The sequence below is a fragment of the Daejeonella oryzae DSM 19973 genome, from assembly GCF_000422945.1.
In the GTDB taxonomy this organism is placed as follows: Bacteria; Bacteroidota; Bacteroidia; order Sphingobacteriales; family Sphingobacteriaceae; genus Daejeonella; species Daejeonella oryzae.
The window spans coordinates 1,093,139-1,111,465 of sequence record NZ_AUHA01000002.1 but is presented as its reverse complement, the minus strand read 5'-3'; the positions used below and the strand labels follow the sequence as shown (position 1 = coordinate 1,111,465).

Sequence of the window (18,327 nt, the reverse complement as noted above, 5' to 3'; positions counted from 1 at the left end):
TTAACTCATTTTACATCTGATAAGTTAATATCAGAAGGAAATTAATACCCTGCATTTTGCGTCAAAGTTCCGGCAGAAGCATCAATTTCACTCTGTGGGATTGGGTATAAATAATGTCTGTCCTGGAAATTTTTACCCTTAGCGGCCAATACTGCTTTTGCGGTTCCCCATCTTTTTAAATCAGCCATTCTTTGTGATTCGAAACCAAGCTCTACTCTTCTTTCAGATATCAGCCATCCGGTAACTGTAGCTTTATCCGCTGAAGCTGCTCTATCTGGTAAAGTACCGGCCGGAGGAATGGTGCCTGCAGCAGTAATGGTATTTCTGGCTCTGGCTCTAACCTGGTTTATAATATCTATGGCACCCTGTAAATTACCTGTTTCGATATAGGCTTCCGCTTTCCAAAGCAACACATCTGCAAAACGGATATATACTTTATTGATGGCGGCATCATCATTACCTTTATTGGTTCCATCTAAACTGCCAAGCATTTTATTCACGTTTTGGTTAGGTGCATCAACAGTGTAAAACTTTCTGGGATCATTCGCTTCAAAAGCGTTCAGAAAATCAGTACTTGGAGCGAAAAATCCCCATCCTAAGGGAGCGCAAATACCATTTCCATTTCTAGGAGTCTGATTGGTTTGATGATCGTAAGAAAAAATTACTTCGTTATCAGCAAATTCTTTAGAAGCATTAAAGGAATCGAAATAATTAGCGTTAAGACTATAAAACCCCAATGTTTCTAATTCAGAAACCAGGGTAATAACATCGGCCCATTTTTGAGTATATAAAGCTGATTTAGCCTGCAGGGCAATTACCGCTCCCTTGCTAATCCGCCATTTTTCTGTATCAGAAGAGAATTTAGCATTAGGCAACAAGGTTTTTGCTGTAAGCAAGTCGCCTTTAATACGATCCCACACAAGGTTTTTATCGGTTCTTACTGCTACATCAAAAGCTTCCTGAAATGTGAGCACCGGCGCTAAAATCAGAGGTACATCTCCAAAATTGGTCACCAGGCTGAAATAATAATACGACCTTAAAAAATAGGCTTCGCCTAAAAGCTGGTTTTTACGGGTGGTAGAAATGCCGGTTATAGATTCTATTTCGGGCTTGGTTAGAAAATTTATAGCAATATTCAACCTTTTAATACCCTCATAATTATATTTCCACAGACCGTTGGGGCCGCCATTTGTAGAAGTAAACGTGAAGTTGTTGATATCATCTATCCAGGGCTGGTCGCCATCTGCATTCCACTTTTTCTCCATATCATCAGAAGCAATGTCCTGCATGATGTAATCGTTCTGAAATACCAGACCGCCTCCCCAATCCCATTCAGCTAAAATATTTAGTCTGTTGCTAAGCAGCTGATATGAAGATCGTACGGAAGTTTCTACCGTATTAAGGGTTGGAGTTGCATTTACCTGATCTAAAGTTAACAGGCCTATTGGTTCTGTGGTTAACTGTTTTTTACAACTTGTAACAGATGCAATGGCCAGTACGAACCCTATTTTATATATTGCTTTCATATAAATAATTTTTATTGCTGATTAATTTGCATGTGCCCGACCATTATTTATTTCGGATTGTCTGTGATCGCCCATGCAGATTTCATAATCTATAATATTTGAAATGAACATTTATAGTTTAACCCTTACGCCAAAAAGAAAGGCGGTAGATTGAGGATAAGTTCCTTTGTCTATTAATGAAGTAGACTCCGGATCAAGGCCTGTATATTTAGTAACAGTAAAAACATTTTGTCCGGATGCATACAAGCGGAGGTTCTGTATTCCAATCTTATTTGCATTAAAAGTGTAGCCTATTTCAATGTTTTTTAATCTGAAGTAGGAAGCATCTTCGACAAAAACGCTCGATACATTACCACCGCCATTATTGTTAAAAGTTACCCTTGGCGTAGTGTTGCTGCTTCCTTCACCATCCCAACTGTCTAATACATCCGTTGTAGAATTAAACGGTCTGGTATCATAATTCAGAATTTGTTTCATATCATTATAGCGGTCGACACCCTGAACACCCTGCAATAAAAACGAAAAGTCGAATTGCTTAAATTCTGATGAAAAAGCGAATCCATAGGTAAGTTTTGGAATTGGATTACCTATAAAATTACGGTCGTTGGCGTTTATCTGGCCATCGCCATCCAGGTCTTTGAATTTAATATCTCCCGGCTGGGTGCCGTTAGTATTGGTAAATAAATGGCTGCTAACTTCAGATGTATTCTGGTATATTCCATCAAACACGTAGCCGAAATATGAACTAATGGGCTGGCCTGCTTCTGTCCTGGTACGGGTAGCATCGTCTGTAATATTCGGTAAAAATGTAAATAGCTTTTCTACCCGGTTGGTAAGGGTTGCGATGTTTGCATTGGCACCATATTTAAAGGCACGATCATTATTTCTGTAATTCAAGCCAAATTCAAACCCTTTGTTAGTTACTTCACCTGCATTTATAAAAGTCCGTTGTATTACTCCTACAGATACAGCCGGTAATCCAACCGGTAATATGATATCGCTTGTATTTTTAATAAAGTAATCCGCAGACAAAGACAGTTTATTATTTGACACGGCCAGATCTAAACCAAAATTGGTTTGTGCCGTAGTTTCCCATTTCAGATCCGGGTTACCGTAGCGATCTATATTCACCACGCCGCCAACCTGACTTACAATAGTTTCGTAAGCATAATTGGGTATTTCCTGATTTCCGGATTTCCCCCAGCTGGCCCTGAATTGTAAATTAGATATCCATTCGGCATTTTCAAGAAACTTCTCATCAGAAACTTTCCATCCTGCCGAAAGGGAAGGGAAATACCCCCATTTATTATTTGGGCCAAAGCGGCTGGAAGCATCTGCCCGAATTGTTGAGGTTAAAAAATATTTATTCTCGTAACCATAGGTTTGTGAGGCAAAGAAAGATAGCAAGTTCCATTCGTTGGCAGAACCGCCACTGCGCTGATTGGGCAAACTACCGTAATCCAAGTATCGGAAAGTATTGGTAGCATTATCAAAGTTTTGTCTGCTTCCACCAATTCCAGAAGTTTTAAAACTTATGTATTCTGTTCCTGCCAGCGCATTTAAACTATGTTTTTCATTAAAGGTTTTAACATAATTTAAGGTATTACTAAAAGTAAATGTCATGGCTTCTCCGCGGTTTTCGTCCAGGTTATTTGGCCTGTTGTTGCGGCCCAAACCCGGATATAGTTCTCCGGGATCATTATCATTGTCATCACCAAAGTTTTGTGCGAAATTTTTATTGTGTGAAAAAGCAATATCAGCCCCAACGTTAGAACGGAATTTCAAGGATTTGTCTTTTAAGAAAGCAAATTCGCCAAATACATTTCCAAAGGTTTGATAACTTTTGCGTTCATCATCAGTAAAATTTACAAAGGCCAGCGGGTTACCAACAAATTCATAATTTCTGGACCATCCTCCATTGCTGTTATTATTAAGATAAAAAGGCAAATCGGTGTAAGGATTAGATTCGCTGTAAGTAGGATCTGTCGGGCTTTTAAAAACAGGTATTACAGGAGTTCTTAATACCGCATAGCGGATTACACTTTCTCCGCTGGAAGCAATTCTATCCTGCTTAGCATAAGTCAGCTGCAGGTTTGTTCCTACTTTAAAACGGTCTGAAACATTGGCATTAATATTAGTTCTTAGGTTAAGACGCTGATATTTATCATTATCTGATTCCACAATACCGTTTTGACCAAAATAACCAGCCGATAACAGATACTGTAATTTTTCCGTTCCTCCACTTGCCGAAGCCTGAAAATTTTGAGATCTCCCTGTAGTAAATAATTCATTTAACCAACTCGTATTGGCCAAATCGACTCTGGTTCTATCGGCAGCGTATGGGCTTATCCCATCAGCCGGATTACCCAATGTATTGTGCCAGGCTTTATCTTTTACCATTAAATACTGATCTGTATTCAACATTTCAGGGAGATTGGTTGCATTATAGAGGCCCGAGAAATAATCAAGCTCCAGATTCATTTTGCCCTGCTGGCCGCTATTGGTGGTAATCACAACTACCCCGCCCGAAGCTCTTGAACCGTAAATTGCAGTTGCCGATGCATCTTTTAATACAGTCATCGACTTTACGTCTGATTGATTCAGAAAAGAAATATCCCGTGTAGGTACTCCGTCTATCACATAAAGAACATCGTTATTTCCTAAAGTACCTTCACCCCTGATTCGCACCTTTATACCATCGCCGGGTGCTCCGGTATTAGCTGAAACAAAAACTCCTGCTACCTGACCCTGTAAGGCCTGTGCAACATCAGCTATTCTTGTTTTTTCTAAATCAGCCATATCCACAGTACTAACTGCTCCGGTTATAGATGATTTCTTCTGGGAGGTGTAACCAACAACCACTACTTCGCTTAAAGCTACCTGATCTTCTTTTAGGATAATATTAATAACGGGGTTATCTGCAACAGCTACCGTTTGGGCTAAAAACCCCAAATAACTAAAAACCAGGGATTGAGATGCACCTGCAGTTAAGGTGATGGAATAATTGCCCTGAGCATTGGTGACAGTAGCGTTTTGGGTATTAAGTTGTGTTACAGAAACTCCGGGCAAACTTAATCCATTTACATCTTTAACCGTTCCGGTAATTCTGGTCTGGGCAAAGAGCCCCTGATTTGTGAATACAAGTACAAGCAGTACTAGCCACATGTGATTGACTTTTCGTTTCATTTAAATGCTGATTAGGTTAGTCTTAGTTGATGATAAATCATATTATTTGGTATTCGTTTTTAGAAAATCAGGATCCATTTCAGGAGTTCGCAGACCGGCAACTTCATTGGCCATCAGGATAAACACATTCCAGCTAAGGCCCCTGGTTGAGGGCCACCAGGTATCTGTTGTATTCCATTTTGTTGGAATAAATTCTTTACTGAAGGGCCATTTAGGATTTAAGTAGATCTCTGCCCAGGCCCTGTTTTCCATTAGGATACTGGCTTTTTTCCAGCCATGCTTTAATCCAACTACATAAGCACAATATTCAGCCCTGAACCAGCTTCCGCCGTTATAATAAAATCCGTCACTTTTACCATCGCTGTAATTTTCTTCACCGAATTTTTCAAATGGCTGATAATTGCCGCTGAGGTAAGCATACCCTTTGCTATCATTAGTTAATCTTACGCATATGGGTGCAGTGGTGCCATATTCCGGATGGGGCGAATTGGATACTTTATTTAAAACCGGGATCTGATCGAGGTGATTTTTCACCATTTCATCTGTTAGCAGAGGCCTGTTGAATAACCAAAGGGAGAAAAATTCCGGCTCCAGGTCTGTAAGTGTAATGATGTCGGGGAAATTCCTGTCGAACAGAATATGTTTTCTTTTTGGGTCATAAAAGTTTCGATATTCCTGCTCTGCCTTTTGAATATACTCTTCAGAAATATTAAAGCCCAACTCCTTTATTGTCCTTAAAGCGATGGCGAGCATACCCTGGTTAACTCCCAACCTATCCGTTTTGGGATTAAAATCAACAATATCTACCTGACTTAAGGAGAAATGGGATTCACATTTTCCATCGCCATCGGCATCAAATTCATTCAATACATAATCAACCGCTTTCTTAATTTTCTCCTGAGGAAGAATAACTCCGAACCGACGTTTATTCATCATCGCCCAGATCAGCCATTCGATAGTGGCTTCATTATCTTTCGCTTCTATTGATCCCATTAACGGTGTTATGATTGTGCCAATACCTCCCTCGGGCGTTTGCGTTTTCGACCATTGATCCCATATGGAAAGGTTCAACTCTTTATTATAAGATGCTATGGTTGAGAAGAAAGAATCCCTATTATACATATCGGGTGCATAATTCATGTTGGGAACATTTAGCGGAGTAAAATCCTTTGTATCTGTAATCCAGGTTAGCATATTGAAATTGGCATACAGCATTTTTTCAATCAAAGATCCCTTGAAGCCTTTTCCCTCGGCTAACCGGACCTGTGATGAGATCATAAATTGCTGATGCGATTTCCAGGGCTCAACAAAAACATAGGTCGTTTTCTCAATCTTTTCGCCAAGCGGAAGCAGGTTAAAAGGTTCCTGCTGTGGCTGATGCTCCACAAATTTTAAATCTTTGATTTGCAGTTTGCATTCTTTTCCGGATTGTGTACCAATGAACATGGATACGCTATCCCTCTCAATATAGGGAACGAGTATACTGCCTTCAAAGAGAGTCCATTCGTCTTCAACAATGGGAAAGTTATCGATGTACTTTACTCCATGTTCCAGTTCAATAGTTTTTTGCCCTTTATTAATTCTGAAAAGCTTTAAAGCCAGATCAGTATTCCCTTTAGCCAGAAAAGAAATGCTATAGATCTTCTGATCTTTGAATGGAGCACTGAATTCTATTCCGGCCCGGCCTCCCGGATGACCATTTATGGAAATGAGATCCGTAGTCCTGATAACTTCAGAATTTCCTTCTTTTTTATAGGAGACCGGAGTTTTTAAAACTGTTTTTGTGCCGGCATCCAGATTATACATTTCCCCAAATGTTTGTTTGATATACTGATTATTTTGCGCTCTTTCTGTGGGATTGGCCACTGAAACCAAATTAGGATCCGGTAATCTCCGCATACCTACAAAACCACCTCCACGACTGCTGAAACGGCGACGGGTATTTCTCGTAAATTGATTTTTATAACCTGCGTCTGTTAAAAATCCAACTATATTATTATCGGGGGTAATAAATCCGGCTGCAGGGAATATTTCATGAACAAAGCCGCCGGGGAAATCATCATATTCAAATGAAACATATTTTTTTGGGTTTTCTGCAGGCCTGGAAGTTTGTGTTAAAATATAATACATTCCAGGCATGGAAGGCTGTTTCAACTCAACAGTCTTTTTAATAAGATTTGTATTAAGAACTTGATAAGTTACTGAAACAGATAAATTAGCATCAAATTCTTTGAGATAAGAATCTCTTTTTAAAGTGATACTATTTTTATCAGCAGTCCATTTTTGGCCTGTCCATAGCAAATTCGAAACCGTACTTAAATCAAGATTAAAGAGTTGGAGATAAAATTCTTCGGTATTAACAACCAGCCTTTGATTGCCATTATATATATCAACATGAAAACCCGACTTATCATCTCCGGCAACTTTAAGAGAAAGCTGCTGGCTATTGGCGAATGAATAATTTAACAAGCTGAACAGGAAAAGAGGAAAAATAGACAGCCTGGTTTTACGTGTTAGCATATACAGCGATTGAAAACCAAAGCTATATTTTATGATGTGCGCCCTTATGCACTATGCTTACATTTTACTGTACTATAATCACAAATCACATAAATTGAGCGATTCTGCCCACTTAAATCCAATTAAAATAAACAGATATTTAAACCTGCTCATTCTGCTGCTCGCGGTATTCATTGGGTGCGTATTGGTAGCGCTTTTTAAATTCCCGGTAAAAATAAGACTGGTTGTTAAATCCCGTGCGGTAAAAGATTTCTGAAACTGTAAGATTAGTCGACAGTAGCAGATGTGCAGCCTGCTTTAAACGGATATGCTTTATAAACTCGCCGGGGGTTAAGTTGGTCATTGTTTTTAGTTTCCGGTAAAGCTGCATTTTGCTCATCGCTAATTCGCTTTCCAGCCGGGCGGCATTAAAATCGGGCTCACCCAGATTTTTCTCAATTACAGATAATATTCTTCCTAAAAATTGCTTGTCGCTATCTACCAGATCTGATTCTACAACTGAATAAGCGGCACTTTCATTGGTAAAGAAATCATTTAACCGTTTTCTGTATTCGAGCAGTTTTCTGATTCGTACCTGCAAATGTGCGGTATGAAATGGTTTAGCGATATACGCATCTGCACCAACTTCGTATCCTTCGGTACGATGCTCGATATTTCCCCGTGCAGATAAGATTATAAAAGGTATGTGACAGGTTGCAGGCGCATTTTTAACCCGATTGCATAATTCCAGGCCGCTCATTCCGGGCATCATTACATCACAAATAATTAAATCCGGAATAACTTTATGTATAAGTTCCAGAGCCTCTCTTCCGTTTTCTGATTCAAATATGGTGTAATGGTCTTTTAAAATATCTTTCAGTAAATATCTGATGGCCGATTCATCTTCCACCACTAATATGCTTTGCCGCTTATTGGTTTCCAACTCAAGTATGATAGCCTGCTTGTTATTATCAACTGTAGATTGGGTGGATTCTTCATGATAGGAAACCATGGATTTGTAGAGAAAAGATGAAGGATTACTGGTCAGCTGCTGCTTATCTTCAGTTTTCAATTCTTTTTCGCGAACTGGCAGTGGAATATCTACTTTAAAGGTGATCCATTTATTTTCACTACTTACTTTTATCTCTCCGTTAAGCACCAGTACCAGCTCGCGGGTAAATGCCAGACCAATTCCGGCACCAAATTTTTCAAGACCCATTATATTCGACACATAGAATTTATCAAATAATTTATCAAGCTGATCAGACGGAATATGGCAGCCGGAGTTAGCAACCTCTATTTGCAACATACCTGTTTGCTTGTTTTCTTCCACTTTCAGGAAGATATTCTCATTCTTACCCGAATGTTTAAATGCGTTTGACAACAGGTTGAACATGATCTTTTCCAGTTTATCCTTATCAATCATGGCAATAATATCAGGCGAAATGGTACGCTTAAACAGCATGCTGTTCTGTTCGGCCAATGGGATAAATAGACTGGATAATTTATCAAGCAACTCAGATACGTTTAAGTAACTGTATTGACTTTTAAGATAACCGGCTTCCGCTTTGCGAAACTCCAGCAATTGCTGAACAAGGTAAGAAAGCCGGGAAGCCTGCTGATGAATTAATGAAAGAAAGTACGGACGCCCCTGCTTCTTTTCCTCTGCTTTATGTTTTTCCAGAAAGCGCTCTGTAGAACCCATAATAAGTGTCAGCGGGGTCTGCAATTCATGTGTAATGTTTGTAAAAAAGCTAAGCTGTTCCTGATGCAGATCCTCTTCTTTCTGGCGAAGCAAGTGTTCCATATCCAGCTGGTGTTTTATCTGAAGCTTGTTTTTACGATAACTATAAATGGTATAGCCGGTAGCAGACAGAATTATAAAATAAACAAGCAATGCGGGAAGGGTGAGCCAAAAATATTGCTTTACCTCCAAATCGAGCAGTTTAACCTCATCGGTCCAGAGTCCTTCGCCGTTAGACCATTTAACCATTAATGAATAATTTCCGGGAGGAATATTACTGTAGGAAACCTTACCGGAAGTACCTGAATAATGCCATTCATTATCATTGCCTGCAAGATAATAGGCATATTCGCATTTTTCGGCATTCAGGTAACTGACTGCTTTAAGCTGAAGTTCGAAATAATTATCCTTGCGGTTAAGTGAATAATTAAGAGAAGAATTTATTCCCGGCCGCAAGACTACCACACTATTCTCAACTCCTTTATCTCCGCCTAACTTTATATCTGAAACCAAGAGATTAGGCCTTAAAATGCTGCCGATAATATTCTGAGGGAGGAAGTAATTGAATCCATACGTTCCGCCGAAATACAGGTATCCGGCAGGATCTTTCCAAACGGCACCATCACTGAATTCGTTGCTTTGCAAACCATCAAGTTGCTGGTAACGGGAGATCTCCAGATCTGAAGGCTGAACTTTCGCCAGACCTTTGTTTGTACTTACCCAAATATATCCAGCTCCATCTTCCTCAATTGCGTGAATGGTATTATTGGGTAATCCGTTTGCAGTTGTTAACTTTTTAAAAATGGGTTTTGACAGGCCTGCATCCTTTTGATCAATCCAGTTTAAGCCATAACTGGTTCCCACCCATATCCTGTTCTTTTTATCTTTGTACAGTGATAGTACATCATTATTTGACAAACTGCCTTCATAAGAAAATGCCTTAAACGTTTTAAAAGTACGCTGCTTTTTGTCCAGCAAACTCAGGCCTCCATAACGACAGGCCACCCATAAATAATTACTATCGCCTTCGGCAAGGGAATAAATTATATCGTTGGCGGGACCTGTATTTTTATTATTAAAGGTATACCGTTCGAGAAAATCCAGAGATAATTTACCATTCTGGTCGCGGGTTACTTTCAAATGAATTAATCCGTAACCGCTGGTTCCAAGCCATAAAGACTGATCTTTATCCTGCAATATGGCATACACAGAACCAAATTCGGCATACTTATTAAAGCCTTTAATATTGGCCCACTTACTAAATTTCTTATTTAAAAGATCATATACTCCTAATCCTTTTCCGTCTGTGCCTATGTAAATCAGATTGTCTGTTCCTTTTTTAAGAACATAAACGGAATTATTATCAAGCTCTGCAGGCGAAAGAATATGTTGTTTAGCTCCCTGAGTTTCTGACCAGAACTGCGGAATTTTAATAATTCCGCTTCCTTTTGTTCCAACCCAAAGATTTCCATTCTCTTCGCAAAAAGCCCTTACAGATTTATTGTAAGGCATTCCGTTATCTGAAGTGCTGACAGTTGCAAAAAATTTAGTTTTGGGAAAAATCTTAATAATTCCATTTCCATCCGTTCCGTACCACAGTATCTGTTCGCTTCCCAGGGCCCATGAAGTGATTTTTATATCCCTCATCTGCTGAACTTCTGAATTAAGGAATAATGATGATCGAAACTGACCGTCAAAAACCCCGTATCCTTTTGAAGACCATGCAAGCAGGTAATGATTTTTATAATAAATCATAGAGGTGATTCCGCGGTCGAGTTGTTTCACTGATTTTTGGACCAGGGTTTCAGGATCTATTTCAAAAATCTGGTTGGTTGCCGTGGTAAAAAATATGCGGTTATTCAGATAAAAAAAGTTCAGAATCTCGGATTTATCCCGGTAGGTGCGCCTGATTGTAAATTTGGAAGCTCCGTTTCGGGAAAGCATTTCTAAATCGCCTGAATTATTTAATAGCCATAAATGATTGGAGCGATCAAATATCAGCTTGCTGATGCGGGCGGAGGGCTGCTTTTGAAATGAAGCCGGAGCGGATGTACAAACCCGAAATGTATCTGCAGCCGCATCATAATAAGTCAGTCCGTATTTTTTAGTCATACAGAAAACGTTTCCTCCGGTATCTACCGCTAATTCATATTCCTGCTCGCTGATACGGCCCCGCTGGATTTGGCTATAGAAATAGTTATAAAATTTTCCTGATTTTTTATCATACCTCGAAATTCCCTCAATAGTGCTGATCCAAATGTTCCGGCGTCTGTCTTCGCTGATATTCTGTATGATGTTACTGCCTATGCTTTTTGAATCATTCTCCTTGCTGTAATTAAATACATGAAAAGATGTTCCGTCAAACATATTCAGTCCATCCCAGGTAGCTACCCAAACAATATTGTCAGAATCCTGAAATATATGATTGATAGCACTGTTAGAAAGACCGTTGCGGTTATCCAGATGCTGTAAAAAAAATTGATCAGAGGGATTTGAACGGGCAGTAAATGTGGAAAACTGCAGTGCTAAAAAAACAAATAAGAGAGAGAATACTCTTATCATCAGCAAGGAATTATATTAATGTTAGGTTTCAGCAGAATACAAGAAACTCATTAGAGATTTTCCTTATGCAAGATAAAGTAATTTTAGAAATAACAAGCCTGTGCCTTAAGCTTTACATCAGAGCACAGACTATTTTTAACCTTTACTGAGTTAAACCATTTCCGTTAGTATAAAATGTATTAATACTTACCGGAAGCTTTCCGCTGGCTTTTAAATTGCCGAGTACAACTTTAGCAGCTGCTTTTTCTAAATCTTCGCTTTGCTGATAATTCATCAGTAACGTTTTACTTCGTTCTACTCCGGGCAAACCTGCAATAGAATAAGGATTCGCAAAAACACTTGTTATTGTATTTAAAGAAGCTATCTCAGCAATCAGCATTTTTACGCCAGCGCTGTAATCAAGAGAACTTTGAGGCCGCTTTCTCATATCATGAATACCCATAATGATCTGGGAAAAATTCTTTAACTCCCTGCTCACATTTTGTATGTCGGCAGCGCTTGCATTTTTGGGAACAATAAAATTAACCACATTATTAAAATTAGGATTCAGCTCCTTTTGAAAAGTACTGATAGACCCAGTTCCAATAGAAATTAAAGCTGTTTTTTTGTTTCTGTCAAGTGAGGTTATTAAGCTGTCGCTGTTTAATAAGGTAACTGATGCCTCCGCCAGCTTTTGATTCAGAGCCTTCGATTCTGCAGTATTCAAATCATTAACAACGTTAGAAGTACTAACGGGCTGATAATTATTTAATCCTACCCAATATTTAGCATATAAAACCTTACGAACACTTGTATTGATCTGATTCCAGCTGATCCTCTTTTCCTTTATAGCCTTACGAATTAATTTTACAGCACGCACTGAGTTTTCAGAAAGTTCGAGCACATCGTTACCTGCAATAATTCCGCGAACATCCGCTTCTCCGTTTGGAAAGAATTTTACAACACCCTTCATTCCCATGGCATCAGAAAAAACCAGACCTTTAAAACCCAGCTCATTTTTTAACAAACCCGTAATAATTGGTTTTGAAAGTGTAGAAGGTAAATTGGGCGTATTATCAAGAACCGGAATGTTCATATGGGCAACCATCACACCTGATGCGCCTTGCTTTATCAGTTCGCGGAAAGGATATAATTCCAAAGAATCCAACCGTTCGCGACTGAAAGGAAGTTGTGGAAGATCATGATGAGAATCTACATCCGTATCGCCATGGCCGGGAAAATGTTTTAAGCTTACCAGGATGCGATTGTCCTGCATTCCATTCATGTATTCGCCTACTTTGGCGGTTACATTGTATTTATTATCCCCAAAAGATCTGTATCCGATTACGGGATTTTTAGGATTATTATTTATATCGGCATCGGGTGCAAAGTTTACATGCATGCCCAGCCGTTTAAAATCTGCTGCAACCTGCCTGCCCATCTGGTAGATCAGTTTATTGTCAGCGATAGCTCCCAGAGTCATTTGATACGGGTAAGAAACGGTACTGTCTAAACGCATACCTAAACCCCATTCTCCATCAAGGGCAATTAAAAGCGGAACTTTAGAGATCTCCTGATAAGAATTTGTCAAAATAGCCTGTCGGCCGGGACCACCCTGAAAAAATACAAGACCGCCGATACGCTCCTTGCGTATTACCTTAGCGATAGAATCTTCATATTTTTTTCCTTTATCGGTATGCGCACGCACCATAAATAACTGGGCAATGCGCTCCTTACGGGATAATTTCCGGAATACCGAATCAACCCAGGCGTTTTCATCTTCTAAACCTTGTATAAAAGATTTAGAATTTTGGGCTGAACTTATAAATGGCGATAAAATCAGGAGCAGGAGACAAATTTTTTTTAATGTGTTCATTTTAAATTTATACAGGATGAGCAAAATAATAAGGATCTATTCTGGTGTAAAAATAACAAGCAGCAATATTAACCATTATATACTGCTCAAATTACCCGCCAATAGATTTTATAAAAGAAAAAAAACTGTCCGGTTAATGCAAACTATTTGAACTTGTATTAAAAATAATACAACCCGACCGGTAATTTTATAATCCTGGGGTAACTTCTAACAATACTTTAAAATTTATTAAGGGTACTTAAAATGAACATAATGAGGTGTTTAAAATTTATATGAGTGTATAAGCAATGTTATGAATGAAACTATTCTGGCATAGTTATTTCATAAGGGGGGTATTGAACTAAAAAAACATAAAAATGAAAAAATTATTAATTATTGCTATAGGTGTATTTGCTGCAGGAGCTGCAAATGCTCAGAATGTATCTTTTGGAGTAAAAGCAGGAGCTAACTTATCAAACATTATCAAAACTGATGATGAGAGTTTTAAAACTGATTTCAAACCGGGATTACACGCAGGTTTAACAATGGAGATTGGCTTAGGAAATACTTTTTCTTTCGCACCTGAACTTATGTTTTCTCAAAAAGGTTATAAATCAGAAAGAACATTGGGAACTTTAACTCAAACTACGAACTGGATTGAAATTCCGGTATTGGCTAAAATTCAGGCCGCACCAAAATTCAACATCTTTTTAGGACCACAGGTTTCTTTCCTTACTAAAACTACCAACAAGTTTGAAGGTTCTTTTGGAACAGCAGAACAAACTATTAATGAAGATTCTGATAATTTCAGAAAAAGCATTGCCGGTGGAGTTGTGGGAGCTGGTTTTGATATTACACCAAAAATTGGTTTGAGCGCACGTTATGCTCTTGATTTTCAGAAAAATAATGAAAACGGAACAAGCGAAACTCCGGTTTTCAGAAACCAGGTTATACAAGCAGGTTTAGGTTTTAAATTCTAAAGATTTAATTAACCAAAGTTTAGATTATTTAATTAAATGTCCCGCGGCATCGAAAGATGTTAGCGGGATTTTTATTGCCAATAACTCCCATTCATTTTAATTAGCGAAGAACCTTATATTGCAGTATAATTTCCGGAAATTAATATGAATTAATGCGGTATTAATTATCCGCCAAATAAATTTAAAGTGAAAAACTTACCCTTGATACTTGTTACTGTACTGGTTTTTGCGCTAAGCCTTTTTGTCTTTTTCAGATACTATTACGTATTTGGAGAAGGAGTTAAATCGGGGGAATTGAATTATCTGGTTAAAAAAGGAAATGTTTTTAAAACGTATGAAGGCAAGCTCATACAAAGCGGATTAAGACCTGGAGCTGCCGGTTCCATTCAATCGTATGAATTTGAATTTTCTGTTGAGGACGAAAAAATTGCAGATATTCTAATGAAAAATTCCGGCAAGACCCTTGATCTTCATTACAAAGAATATCATGCTACTCTTCCATGGAGAGGCTTTAGCAAATATATTGTTGATTCTGTATATGCAATGAGGGCAAGTCCGCAGGGCGAGAATCTTTTGCAGAGATAAATTTAAAACATAAAATGCCTCAGGCTTACTGAGGCATTTTATTAAATCATTATAATATTCTTTTTAAAGCTTATTGATTCAGGCTATCTACAAGCATAGAATCATTTCTGCTTGTATCAGCTCCAAGCGCACTGCTGGCTGTATCAGGCATAGGAGCATCAATTGCTGTACTATCTGCATTATCCGTTTGGGTAGTAGACGTACAGGATGTAATAGAAAAACCCGCAAGCAGTAAAAAAGCAAATAGTTTCATTTTATTCATCAGATAATTATTAAGAGTTTAAAAATAAACCCGCTATGAAAAGATCATAGCGGGTTATATAAAGAAAATATTATAGAGTATCTCTCTTTACGGTATCTCTGCTTACAGTATCAACAGGAGTAGTATCCATAACTGTGGTATCACGCATTGAAGAATCAATCATTGTTGAATCTGAATCAGACATCCCACTATTTTGTGTGGAACCACATCCTGCTATTAACGCACCGGAAAAAAGCAGAATCATTGCAATTTTTATTTTCATAAAACTATTTTTAAAATATTAAACACTGAGAGTGTAACAAATTAAATGCATTAGGGTTTAGATTTTATTTATAAACTTAAATATAAGTACATTTTAAAGGCTTATAACTCATCAAATCTTACCCTGTGATTCATAATAAGAGTTTAGCTCCTTAAGTTATTTCATAATTATAACGCCGCAAGCAACTCTTGCACCCGAATTTCCGGTAGGCTGAGTTGTATAATCATCCACTCCGGAGTGAACAATAATTCCTTTATTCAGGATATTGGTGGTAGAATCTCCACCTATTGTCCATAAATCAGTTTCTAAAGTCAGCTGACCTTTACCGCTTGCATCAAGTGTAATATTTCCAATATCGCCCGCGTGAAATGAACTGCTTCCCCATTTTCCGTGCTGTTTGTTAGTAGGATTCCAATGACCGTGAGCATCATTTCCTTCATTACCGCACATGCCATGTTCATGAAAATGAACTGCAACGCTCTGATTGGCCTTACCCGGAACCGTCAGTTCGAGTTTCATTTCTACCTTTCCATCTTTTTCCTGCTCAAACTTTGCAATACCTGATGCGGGATAATCTGCTTTAGTAGCTGTGATAACTGCTTCTGCCTTTTTCTCTGCAGAAACATTCTGACGGCATGAAGCCTGAATTAAAATTCCTGCAATAAACGTAAAGGTTAGCGCTTTCAGACTAAAAGAAATTGATTTTTTCATATGAATGTTGGTTTTAAATGGTGAGATTCTTTAAGCTCAATCCAGTGATTGACATCTTATTAATACTCTTCAACAGCATTTTTTTATGCTTGTTTTATTATTTAACGCTTAAACACCGGAAGATTTCAAACTACAAATCAAAGCATCAAAAAAGCCTCCACAATTATGAGGAGGCCTGATTTAATTTTACACAACACCAAAAGGATCTGATCCTGCTGACTAAGTTTTGATTTACTATATAGCGTATGGAAAATTTCTGGATACTTTGCGCATCATTCTTTCTACCAGATCATCGGTTGATGACATAATACCTTCGTCCATGGTTTTAAAGAAACGCCAAAGTAATTCTCCATCCGATCCATTATTTAGTGTCAGGATCAAACTGCCTGTTCCGGTTTTACCGCCCAAACCACCAAATAATACTGCAGTTGCCAATGCAGCCGCTTCAGATTTTGTTTGCTCTACTTCAAATTTACCGCCAATTACAGCATCAACTCCCAATGCCTTCGCAATTTCATCACGTGTAAATTCATCCATTTTATCCGTCATTCCCGCTTTCTTTAACAGGATATTTGTCTTATCAACATCCTGAAAACTTACCCGGTAATCTTTAGATTTACGAAGCAGGAAAGTATACATACTTGACTGGATGGATTTTGACATGGTCTTTTCCTGCTCGCGATTGGCCTCTACATTAAAGTTTTTAGGCTGTTTTTTATACGTGATTTTCACATCGTAAGGCAAAATCGCCACCAATTTATGCTGAGCAACAGCAGTTTTTAAAACCGGACTTTCAAAAATCTGCTTTGATCCTTCAAAACCCTGAGAAAAACCAAGGGTCGCTGGCAACAATAAAAATAAAATAAGGTAAATTTTTTTCATAATTGTTTTTTTGATGAATATAGAAAATCAATTGCTAATTCATAAATACCCGGATTAATAAATTGATAACTGAAAGAATTACAGGAATATATATTTATCACAATTTCTTATGAAGGCTGAATCAGGAAATTTTATCCTCGAATTTAACGCATAAAAAAAAGAGCTGATTAATTCATCAGCTCTCTTCCTGGTTAAATTATGCTCCTAATTTTTTAAGGAAGCCATATCTATTACAAATCGGTAATGCACATCTCCGCTAATGGTGCGGTCATAGGCTTCATTTATCTGATCGATATTGATGATTTCTACATCCGAAACAATTTCATGCTCTGCACAATAGTCAAGCATTTCCTGTGTTTCTTTAATTCCACCAACCAAAGAACCTACAAGACTTCTTCTTCCAAAAATTAAAGAAGTAGCATATACCATTTCAGGCTCGGGCGGTACACCCAGAATAACCATTACCCCGTTGGTTCTCAATAAGGCAAGATATTCGTTATAATCATGCTTGGCAGATACAGTATCAATAATTAAATTAAAAGTACCCGCCATTTTTTTCATGTTATCCTGATCAGTAGTCAGCTCAAAATGATGAGCCCCTAATCTTTCGGCATCTTTTGCTTTTTCAGGAGAACGGCTCAGCATGGTTACATCAGCACCCATGGAGGCCGCAAGTTTAACAGCCATGTGTCCTAAACCTCCAAGGCCAACTACGGCAACTTTATCTCCCTTTTTAACATTCCAATATTTTAAAGGAGAATATGTTGTTATACCGGCACACAAAAGTGGAGCAACGGCCTCGAGGGGCAATTTATCAGAAACCTTTAATACAAAACTTTCTTTAACTACGATATGCGTTGAATAACCGCCATACGTGATTGTTTTTTTATCCTGCAGATAGGAGCTGTATGTTGCTGAAACGCCATTTTCACAATATTGCTCCAGATCTTCCTCGCAATTACTGCAATGCCCGCAAGAATCTACAAAACATCCAACACCTACCGTATCTCCAACTTTATATTTTGTGACATTACTGCCAATCCGATTTACCTTCCCAACAATTTCATGTCCGGGCACTACCGGATAAATGGTTCCGGGCCATTCACCGCGGGCCGTGTGAATATCCGAATGACAAACTCCGCAATACAGGATCTCAATCTCTACATCCTCTTCTCCAGGCTCTCTCCTGTCCAATTTAAATGGCCCTAATGGCTTGTCTGCTTTTTCGGCAGCATATGCTTTTACTTGTGTCATGATTTATTGTTATTTAAAAAAGGAACAGTACAGGTATTTA

12 protein-coding genes are annotated in these 18,327 nt (G+C 38.3%); 2 read left to right on the top strand and 10 right to left on the bottom strand.

All coding sequences use genetic code 11. The features are described from left to right. Nucleotides 1–41 precede the first annotated feature (41 nt). From G521_RS0105255 to G521_RS0105235, 5 genes are all read right to left on the bottom strand, one after another. Entirely contained in the window at nt 42–1,526 is a 1,485-nt protein-coding gene (locus tag G521_RS0105255; RefSeq protein WP_026897600.1) for a RagB/SusD family nutrient uptake outer membrane protein, read from the bottom strand. A 111-nt stretch (nt 1,527–1,637) separates the two neighbouring features. After that, nucleotides 1,638–4,691, bottom strand: a complete 3,054-nt coding sequence (locus G521_RS0105250; RefSeq protein WP_245580833.1) for a SusC/RagA family TonB-linked outer membrane protein — start codon at nt 4,689–4,691, stop codon at nt 1,638–1,640. A 63-nt stretch (nt 4,692–4,754) separates the two neighbouring features. Next, entirely contained in the window at nt 4,755–7,232 is a 2,478-nt protein-coding gene (locus tag G521_RS0105245) for a hypothetical protein (RefSeq protein ID WP_051189493.1), read from the bottom strand. 139 nt (nt 7,233–7,371) lie between these two features. Continuing rightward, entirely contained in the window at nt 7,372–11,517 is a 4,146-nt protein-coding gene (locus tag G521_RS0105240) for a hybrid sensor histidine kinase/response regulator transcription factor (protein WP_026897597.1), read from the bottom strand. Between the two features lie 142 nt (nt 11,518–11,659). After that, complete coding sequence (locus G521_RS0105235; RefSeq protein ID WP_051189492.1) at nt 11,660–13,372, bottom strand: glycoside hydrolase family 3 protein; 1,713 nt, start codon at nt 13,370–13,372, stop codon at nt 11,660–11,662. Nucleotides 13,373–13,728: 356 nt separating this feature from the next. Between G521_RS0105235 and G521_RS0105230 the strand changes: the two genes are divergently transcribed. Further along, nucleotides 13,729–14,331 carry a porin family protein gene (locus tag G521_RS0105230; protein WP_026897595.1) on the top strand — a complete coding sequence of 201 codons (603 nt, stop codon included), beginning with the start codon at nt 13,729–13,731 and terminating at the stop codon, nt 14,329–14,331. A 186-nt stretch (nt 14,332–14,517) separates the two neighbouring features. Next, the gene (locus G521_RS0105225) at nt 14,518–14,916 is read left to right on the top strand and encodes a hypothetical protein (RefSeq protein ID WP_026897594.1); all 399 of its coding nucleotides are present in this window, start codon (nt 14,518–14,520) and stop codon (nt 14,914–14,916) included. A gap of 70 nt (nt 14,917–14,986) precedes the next feature. On the opposite strand, the gene G521_RS0105220 is transcribed toward G521_RS0105225, so the two are convergent. The 5 genes from G521_RS0105220 to G521_RS0105200 all read right to left on the bottom strand — a co-directional run bounded on the left by G521_RS0105220 (nt 14,987) and on the right by G521_RS0105200 (nt 18,287). Next, nucleotides 14,987–15,178, bottom strand: a complete 192-nt coding sequence (locus G521_RS0105220) for a hypothetical protein (protein ID WP_026897593.1) — start codon at nt 15,176–15,178, stop codon at nt 14,987–14,989. A 70-nt stretch (nt 15,179–15,248) separates the two neighbouring features. Next, on the bottom strand, nt 15,249–15,440 hold the full coding sequence (locus G521_RS0105215; RefSeq protein WP_026897592.1) for a hypothetical protein: 192 nt from the start codon (nt 15,438–15,440) through the stop codon (nt 15,249–15,251). Nucleotides 15,441–15,596: 156 nt separating this feature from the next. Further along, nucleotides 15,597–16,151: a superoxide dismutase family protein gene (locus tag G521_RS0105210; protein ID WP_026897591.1), complete on the bottom strand. Its 555-nt coding sequence runs from the start codon at nt 16,149–16,151 to the stop codon at nt 15,597–15,599. 234 nt (nt 16,152–16,385) lie between these two features. Further along, on the bottom strand, nt 16,386–17,033 hold the full coding sequence (locus tag G521_RS0105205; RefSeq protein ID WP_026897590.1) for a hypothetical protein: 648 nt from the start codon (nt 17,031–17,033) through the stop codon (nt 16,386–16,388). 204 nt (nt 17,034–17,237) lie between these two features. Next, entirely contained in the window at nt 17,238–18,287 is a 1,050-nt protein-coding gene (locus G521_RS0105200; protein WP_026897589.1) for an NAD(P)-dependent alcohol dehydrogenase, read from the bottom strand. Nucleotides 18,288–18,327 lie beyond the last annotated feature (40 nt).